Here is a 6,438-nt window from a genome sequence, read left to right as displayed (position 1 = left end):
AGGACTGGTCAGCTGTCTCGATTACTACCTAAAACGACATGCGTTAAAAGTTAACTGAACCGCCGTGTGCCGAACGGCACGCACGGTGGTGTGAGAGGGACTATGCATTAGTCCCTACTCGATTTTGGTGGAAAAATGCTATAATAGAGGATGAGTATGACAAGAAATAGAGGAATGAATATGTCGAATTATGCCATTATTTTAGCCGCTGGAAAAGGAACGCGGATGAAATCAGACTTGCCTAAGGTCCTGCATCAAGTATCTGGGATTACTATGTTGGAGCATGTTTTCAGAAGTGTTTCAGCTCTGGCTCCTGCTCAGACGGTGACCATTGTTGGGCACAAGGCTGAAATGGTTGAAGCTGTGCTTGCAGATCAGACTCATTTTGCTTTACAAAAGGAGCAGTTGGGAACGGGTCATGCGGTTCGGATGGCAGAAGAGGTGTTGGGAGATTTAGATGGTCAAACCTTAGTCATCGCTGGAGATACGCCTTTGATTACTGGTGAGAGTCTAAAGTCGCTCGTTGATTTTCATATTAATCACAAGAATGTGGCAACTATTTTGACGGCTGAAGCTCAGAATCCTTTTGGCTATGGACGTGTGGTCCGCAACGCAGACGGTGAAGTCTTGAAGATTGTGGAACAGAAAGATGCCAGTGATTTTGAACAACAAATTAAAGAAATCAATACAGGTACATATGTTTTTGACAATCGTCGCCTCTTCGAAGCTTTAAAGGATATCAATACAGATAATGCTCAAGGAGAGTATTACCTTACAGATGTTATTGGTATTTTCCGCCAGGCTGGTGAGAAGGTTGGCGCTTATATGCTTCGGAATTTTGAAGAAAGTTTAGGAGTTAATGACCGCTATGCGCTATCCATTGCAGAAACGGTTATGCGTAACCGCATCAATAAGGGACATATGCTCAATGGTGTAACGTTCCAAAATCCGGCGACAACAACAATTGATATCGACGTTGAAATTGCTGGGGATGTTGAGTTAGAGGGTCAAGTAACTCTGCGTGGGACTACGAAGTTAGAAACGGGTGTCTACGTTAGTGCAGGTTCTTATCTAGTGGACAGCCATGTAGGAGCCAATAGTCGTATTACCCATTCTATGATTGAAGAATCAACGATTGGACAAGACGTAACAGTAGGACCTTACGCGCATATTCGGCCAGGTTCTCAGTTGGCTGATCAGGTCCACGTGGGGAATTTTGTAGAAGTTAAGGGCTCTAGCTTAGGACAAGGAACGAAGGCTGGCCATTTAACCTATATCGGGAACAGTCAGGTTGGACAAGATGTTAATTTTGGAGCTGGAACGATTACGGTGAACTATGACGGGCAGCAGAAATATGAAACTAAGATTGGTAATGGTGTCTTTGTAGGCTCCAATTCGACCTTAGTAGCTCCACTTACCATTGGAGACCACGCGCTATTAGCCGCAGGTTCGACGATTACAGAGGACGTACCGGAGGATGGATTGGCTTTAGGCCGATCACGTCAAGTTACTAAGAACGGTTATGCAGCTCGTTTTCCCCATCATCCTAGCCAAGAGGAGAAATAGATGAATTTTGAAGAAAAAACCTTGAGTCGTCAGGAAATTTTTAAGGGCCGTGTTTTTCAAGTAGCCGTTGATGAAGTTGAATTGCCAGATGGGAAAGGGACTTCTACACGGGAGTTGGTTTTCCATAATGGTGCCGTTTGTGTCTTGCCCATTACAAGTGAGAATAAGGTGCTACTTGTTAAGCAATATCGGAAGGCTATTGAAGGAACGAGTTTGGAAATTCCAGCTGGCAAATTGGAAATTGGTGAAAATGCAGACCCTAAAGCCGCTGCTCTTCGGGAATTGGAAGAAGAAATTGGCTATGTAGCGGAATTGGAATTGTTGTATGATTTTTATACAGCCATTGGCTTTTGCAGTGAAAAAGTGAAACTATACCTGGCTCGAAATTTGGAAAAAGTGGATAATCCACGGCCTCAAGATGCCGATGAAACCCTAGCCTTGTTTGAGCTGGATTTGAATCAAGCCTTGGAAGCGATTGAGACAGGGGACATTTGTGATGCCAAAACCATTATGGCCATTCAGTATTGGCAATTGATGGAAAAGGGGCAGAACTGATGGCCAATCACCAAAGATTTGACTCGGATTTCGTTGAAGACACAGAGCCTCTCGATTTGGATTTGTTACATAAAATCGATCGTCTTCAAGTAGAGCCGGAAGTTCGGAAAAGCCGACAAGTGGAGAATCAGAAGCGGGCGCGTTTTCAACAGACCCTCAATAAAATTCTTTTTTGGCTCTTGCTTTTGTTGGTCTTACTCCTAATTTTTATGTTTGTATTGTAGGAAAGTGAAGCTATGAAAATTGGAATTATTGCGGCTATGCCACAAGAATTAGCAACTCTATTGGAACAGTTGGAAAATGATCAGAAGCATCTCTATCTTCGCCAAGTTTATCATACAGGGCATCTTGGTCGTCATGAGGTTGTCTTGGTTGAGAGTGGCATTGGAAAAGTGATGTCCGCTATGACAGTTGCCGTTTTAGCACAAGAATTTAAGGTGGATGCCGTCATTAATACAGGTTCTGCTGGTGCTGTGGCGAAAGGTCTGGCTGTAGGAGATATCGTAGTGGCAGACCGCTTGGCCTATCATGATGTAGATGTGACTGCCTTTGGTTATGCCTATGGTCAAATGGCCCAACAACCTCTTTATTTTGAAACTAGCAACTATTTCCAATCTGTTTTCAAGGATGTTTTAGAGGAACAAGGACAGACTTATCAAATGGGATTGATTGCAACAGGTGATTCTTTTGTGGCATCATCCGATCGTTTGGAAATGATTAAGACAGCCTTTCCAGACGTTTTGGCTGTGGAAATGGAAGGAGCTGCTATTGCTCAAGCGGCTCATTCAATCAACCTACCTGTTATGGTTATTCGGGCCATGAGTGATACGGCTGAGCAAGATGCGGCGATTTCTTTTGATGAGTTTATTGTGGAAGCTGGTCGGAGATCAGCACAGGTTTTAGTAGCCTTTTTGAAAAAATTAGTTTAGGAAGACTGGAATGAGACCAGGGAAGTGTGTTGTCCTGGTCTCCTTTTTTGGAGAGTGGGGACTGTATGAGTATTTTAGAAGTAAAACGATTGAGTCATGGGTTCGGTGATCGAACGATTTTTGAAGATGTTTCTTTTCGCCTCTTGAAAGGTGAGCATATCGGCTTAGTAGGAGCTAATGGCGAAGGAAAGTCTACCTTTATGAGTATCGTGACGGGGCAACTGCAGCCAGATGAAGGGCAAGTAATTTGGTCCAAGTATGTTAAGGCGGGTTATCTGGATCAGCATGCAGTGCTAGAACCTGGAATGACCGTTCGGGATGTATTGCGGACAGCTTTTGACGACCTTTTTAAGACGGAAGCTCGTATTCAGGAAATTTACATGGAAATGGCGGAAGCTAGTGATTACGATGCTCTGATGGAGGAAGTTGGCGAGTTGCAAGATCGCCTAGATAGTCGGGATTTTTATAGTTTGGATGCCAAGATTGATGAAGTGGCGCGTGCCTTAGGGGTTGCTGACTTTGGCATGGAGTCTGATGTGACCGAACTCAGTGGCGGGCAACGAACCAAGGTTCTCTTAGCTAAATTATTGCTAGAGAAGCCGGATATTCTTCTTTTAGACGAACCTACCAACTACCTAGATGCCGAGCATATCGATTGGCTCAAACGTTACCTTCTTAATTATGAAAATGCCTTTATTTTAATTTCCCATGATATTCCCTTCCTCAACGAGGTAATCAATTTGGTTTATCATGTTGAAAATCAAGATTTGGTGCGCTACAGCGGGAATTATGAGCAATTTCAGGAAGTCTATGCCATGAAGAAGGCCCAGTTGGAAGCAGCCTATGAACGCCAACAAAAAGAGATTGCGGACTTAAAAGATTTTGTTAACCGCAACAAGGCTCGGGTAGCGACTCGAAATATGGCGATGAGTCGTCAGAAAAAGCTGGATAAGATGGATATTATTGAACTCCAAGCGGAAAAACCAAAGCCACAATTTGATTTCAAGAGCGCTCGGACTCCTGGACGGTTTATTATCCAAGCGCAAGGGCTGGAAATCGGCTATGACCGTAAACTAGCAGGTCCGTTGGATCTGACCTTTGAACGCAATCAGAAAATTGCCATTGTCGGAGCTAATGGAATTGGTAAAACGACCCTTCTTAAGAGCCTTTTAGGAATTATCCCAGCCTTGGGAGGCCAAGTAGAAGAAGGGGAATTTATTGAATTAGGCTACTTCGAGCAGGAAGTACCAGGAGGCAATCGCCAAACGCCACTAGAAGCTGTTTGGGATGCCTTCCCAGCTATGAACCAAGCTGAAGTCCGCGCTGCCCTAGCCCGATGCGGACTCACAACCAAACATATTGAAAGTCAAATCCAAGTCCTCAGTGGAGGTGAGCAAGCCAAGGTTCGCCTCTGCCTCCTTATGAACCGCGAGACCAACGTACTAGTCTTAGACGAGCCGACTAACCACCTAGATGTGGACGCCAAAGACGAACTCAAACGTGCCCTCCAAGCCTACAAAGGCAGCATCCTTATGGTCTGCCACGAACCAGACTTTTACCAAGGCTGGGTCGATCAAGTCTGGGATTTCAATGAATTGATTTAGGAGACATTATGATTGAAAACATTCTTCAAGATATCCTGAAATTTCGCAATGAACGTGGCTGGGGCGAAGCCCACAGCCCGCGTAACCTAGCGACTTCGATCATCATTGAAGCCGCAGAACTACTAGAAAATTATCAATGGGGAGAGGATGATTTTGATCCCATCAATGTTCAAGAAGAAATCGCGGATATCCTGATTTACACCTTTCAACTAACAGATAAACTAGGCTTAGATGTTGAGACCATCATCCAAGACAAACTCAAGAAAAATGCCCTGAAGTATCCAGTGGCTAAGGAAGAGGACTAGGTGTTTTGGGTTGAGCTTGAATAAAGGTCGTATAAGTGGAGGAAGTGGGAAATGGAAACGATTCTAAAGGAAGCAGCCATCGAAGAAAAGATGAGCAAAAAGTGGGCTAAATCCTTGTTCTTCGATGGACTACTTTCACCTATGATTCCCGGAACTTTTGAGGCACTTTCCGCTATTCATCACTATCTCTTTCAAGACATCTATGATTTTGCGGGCCGTATTCGAGAGGTTAATATCAGTAAAGGAGGAATTCGATTTGCTCCAGTCCTCTATCTCCCTCAAAGTTTGGCCAGTGTTGATCAGATGCCACAGGTAACCTTTGATTAGATTGTTGAAAAATATGTAGAGATGAATATCGCCCACCCTTTTCGTGAAGGAAACGGACGGTCCATGCGGATTTGGCTAGACCATATCTTGAAGTAGCAATTGGGGCAAGTCATAGACTGGTCTCAGGTGGGTAAAGAAGATTATCTTCTTGCCATGGAACGAAGTCCCATTCGAGATATTGAAATCAAGTATATTTTAAAAGCCGCACTAACTAGTGATGTGGATAATGTCACTTTATATATGAAAGGAATTGATCATTCCTATGACTATGAAGGTTATTTTTTATTTAGGACGGAGGATTTATGAAGCAGAAAATATTGATTGTATTGACTAATATTAGTCAATATAAGAACTATGAAATTCCTACAGGCTTGTGGCTAGGAGAATTAACTCATTTTTATGATGAAATTCAAAAATATGGCTATGAAGCAGACTTTGTTAGCCCAAGAGGAGGCTATGTCCCACTAGATCCTTATTCGATGAAATTTATGGATGTAACAGATTACAAGTGGTACCAGAATCCTCAGTTTGTGGAGCGGGCTTTAGCTAATAGTCTTAGCCCTAATGAGATTCATGCTCGAGATTATGATGCTATCTATTATACAGGAGGGCATGGAGTACTCTGGGATTTTCCAGAAAATCAAGAAATTCAAGAAGTAGCTCAATCCATCTATCAAGCTGGAGGATATGTTACAGCTGTTTGCCACGGAGTTGTGGGACTTTTAAATCTCAAAGACGAAAATGGTCATTATCTCATAAAAAATAAACAAGTAACAGGCTTTACAGATACTGAAGAATTACTGAGCCGCAAGAAAGATAAGGTACCTTTTTCAACAGAGGAACAACTGAAAAGTCGCGGAGCTCAGTTTTCAAAAAAACGATTCTTCAGTTCCTATGCTGTTCAAGATGGTCGATTAATCACCGGACAAAATCCATGGTCACCACGGGCAGTTGCAAGATTGTTAATGAAAAATCTTACTGAACGAAATTAGAAATTGATTAAACATAAAAAACTCAGCCAATCTAGCAATGTCATTAAGTTAAGGATTTCGAAAGCTCCTAAATTGAGCTTTCGAAATCCTTTTTTTGCTATACTTAGGCTAAAGGAGGTGGATAGAATGCCAAATCAAGTAAGGAAGCAACTACGAAATA

The 6,438-nt window shown here is 42.9% G+C and carries 7 protein-coding genes and 1 pseudogene; all 8 read left to right on the top strand.

From position 1 onward, the window contains the following. Positions 1-180: 180 nt before the first annotated feature. The 8 genes and pseudogenes from glmU (at position 181) to ACXM1Q_RS08605 (ending at position 6,278) form a co-directional block, all read left to right on the top strand. On the top strand, positions 181-1,566 hold the full coding sequence (glmU, locus tag ACXM1Q_RS08640; RefSeq protein ID WP_135036665.1) for a bifunctional UDP-N-acetylglucosamine diphosphorylase/glucosamine-1-phosphate N-acetyltransferase GlmU: 1,386 nt from the start codon (positions 181-183) through the stop codon (positions 1,564-1,566). After that, positions 1,567-2,121 (top strand): NUDIX hydrolase, encoded by a 555-nt coding sequence (locus ACXM1Q_RS08635; protein ID WP_458517723.1) that lies wholly within the window; start codon positions 1,567-1,569, stop codon positions 2,119-2,121. Then, positions 2,121-2,345 (top strand): cell wall synthase accessory phosphoprotein MacP, encoded by a 225-nt coding sequence (macP, locus tag ACXM1Q_RS08630; protein WP_458517722.1) that lies wholly within the window; start codon positions 2,121-2,123, stop codon positions 2,343-2,345. Before ACXM1Q_RS08635 ends, macP begins: the two co-directional genes overlap by 1 nt. 12 nt (positions 2,346-2,357) lie before the next feature. Then, the gene (locus ACXM1Q_RS08625) at positions 2,358-3,050 is read left to right on the top strand and encodes a 5'-methylthioadenosine/adenosylhomocysteine nucleosidase (RefSeq protein WP_458517721.1); all 693 of its coding nucleotides are present in this window, start codon (positions 2,358-2,360) and stop codon (positions 3,048-3,050) included. 65 nt (positions 3,051-3,115) lie between these two features. Beyond that, the gene (locus tag ACXM1Q_RS08620; protein WP_458517720.1) at positions 3,116-4,654 is read left to right on the top strand and encodes an ABC-F family ATP-binding cassette domain-containing protein; all 1,539 of its coding nucleotides are present in this window, start codon (positions 3,116-3,118) and stop codon (positions 4,652-4,654) included. Positions 4,655-4,662: 8 nt separating this feature from the next. After that, the gene (locus tag ACXM1Q_RS08615) at positions 4,663-4,959 is read left to right on the top strand and encodes a nucleotide pyrophosphohydrolase (RefSeq protein WP_458517719.1); all 297 of its coding nucleotides are present in this window, start codon (positions 4,663-4,665) and stop codon (positions 4,957-4,959) included. Between the two features lie 51 nt (positions 4,960-5,010). Next, positions 5,011-5,592 (top strand): annotated as a pseudogene (gene fic, locus ACXM1Q_RS08610) (protein adenylyltransferase Fic). Continuing rightward, a complete protein-coding gene (locus ACXM1Q_RS08605) occupies positions 5,589-6,278 on the top strand; it encodes a type 1 glutamine amidotransferase domain-containing protein (protein WP_458517718.1) in 690 nt (229 codons plus the stop codon). The pseudogene fic and the gene ACXM1Q_RS08605 overlap by 4 nt, the downstream one beginning before the upstream one ends. Positions 6,279-6,438 lie beyond the last annotated feature (160 nt).

This window comes from Streptococcus sp. 10F2, assembly GCF_054331515.2.
This window is presented reverse-complemented; position numbering and strand designations above follow the sequence as displayed.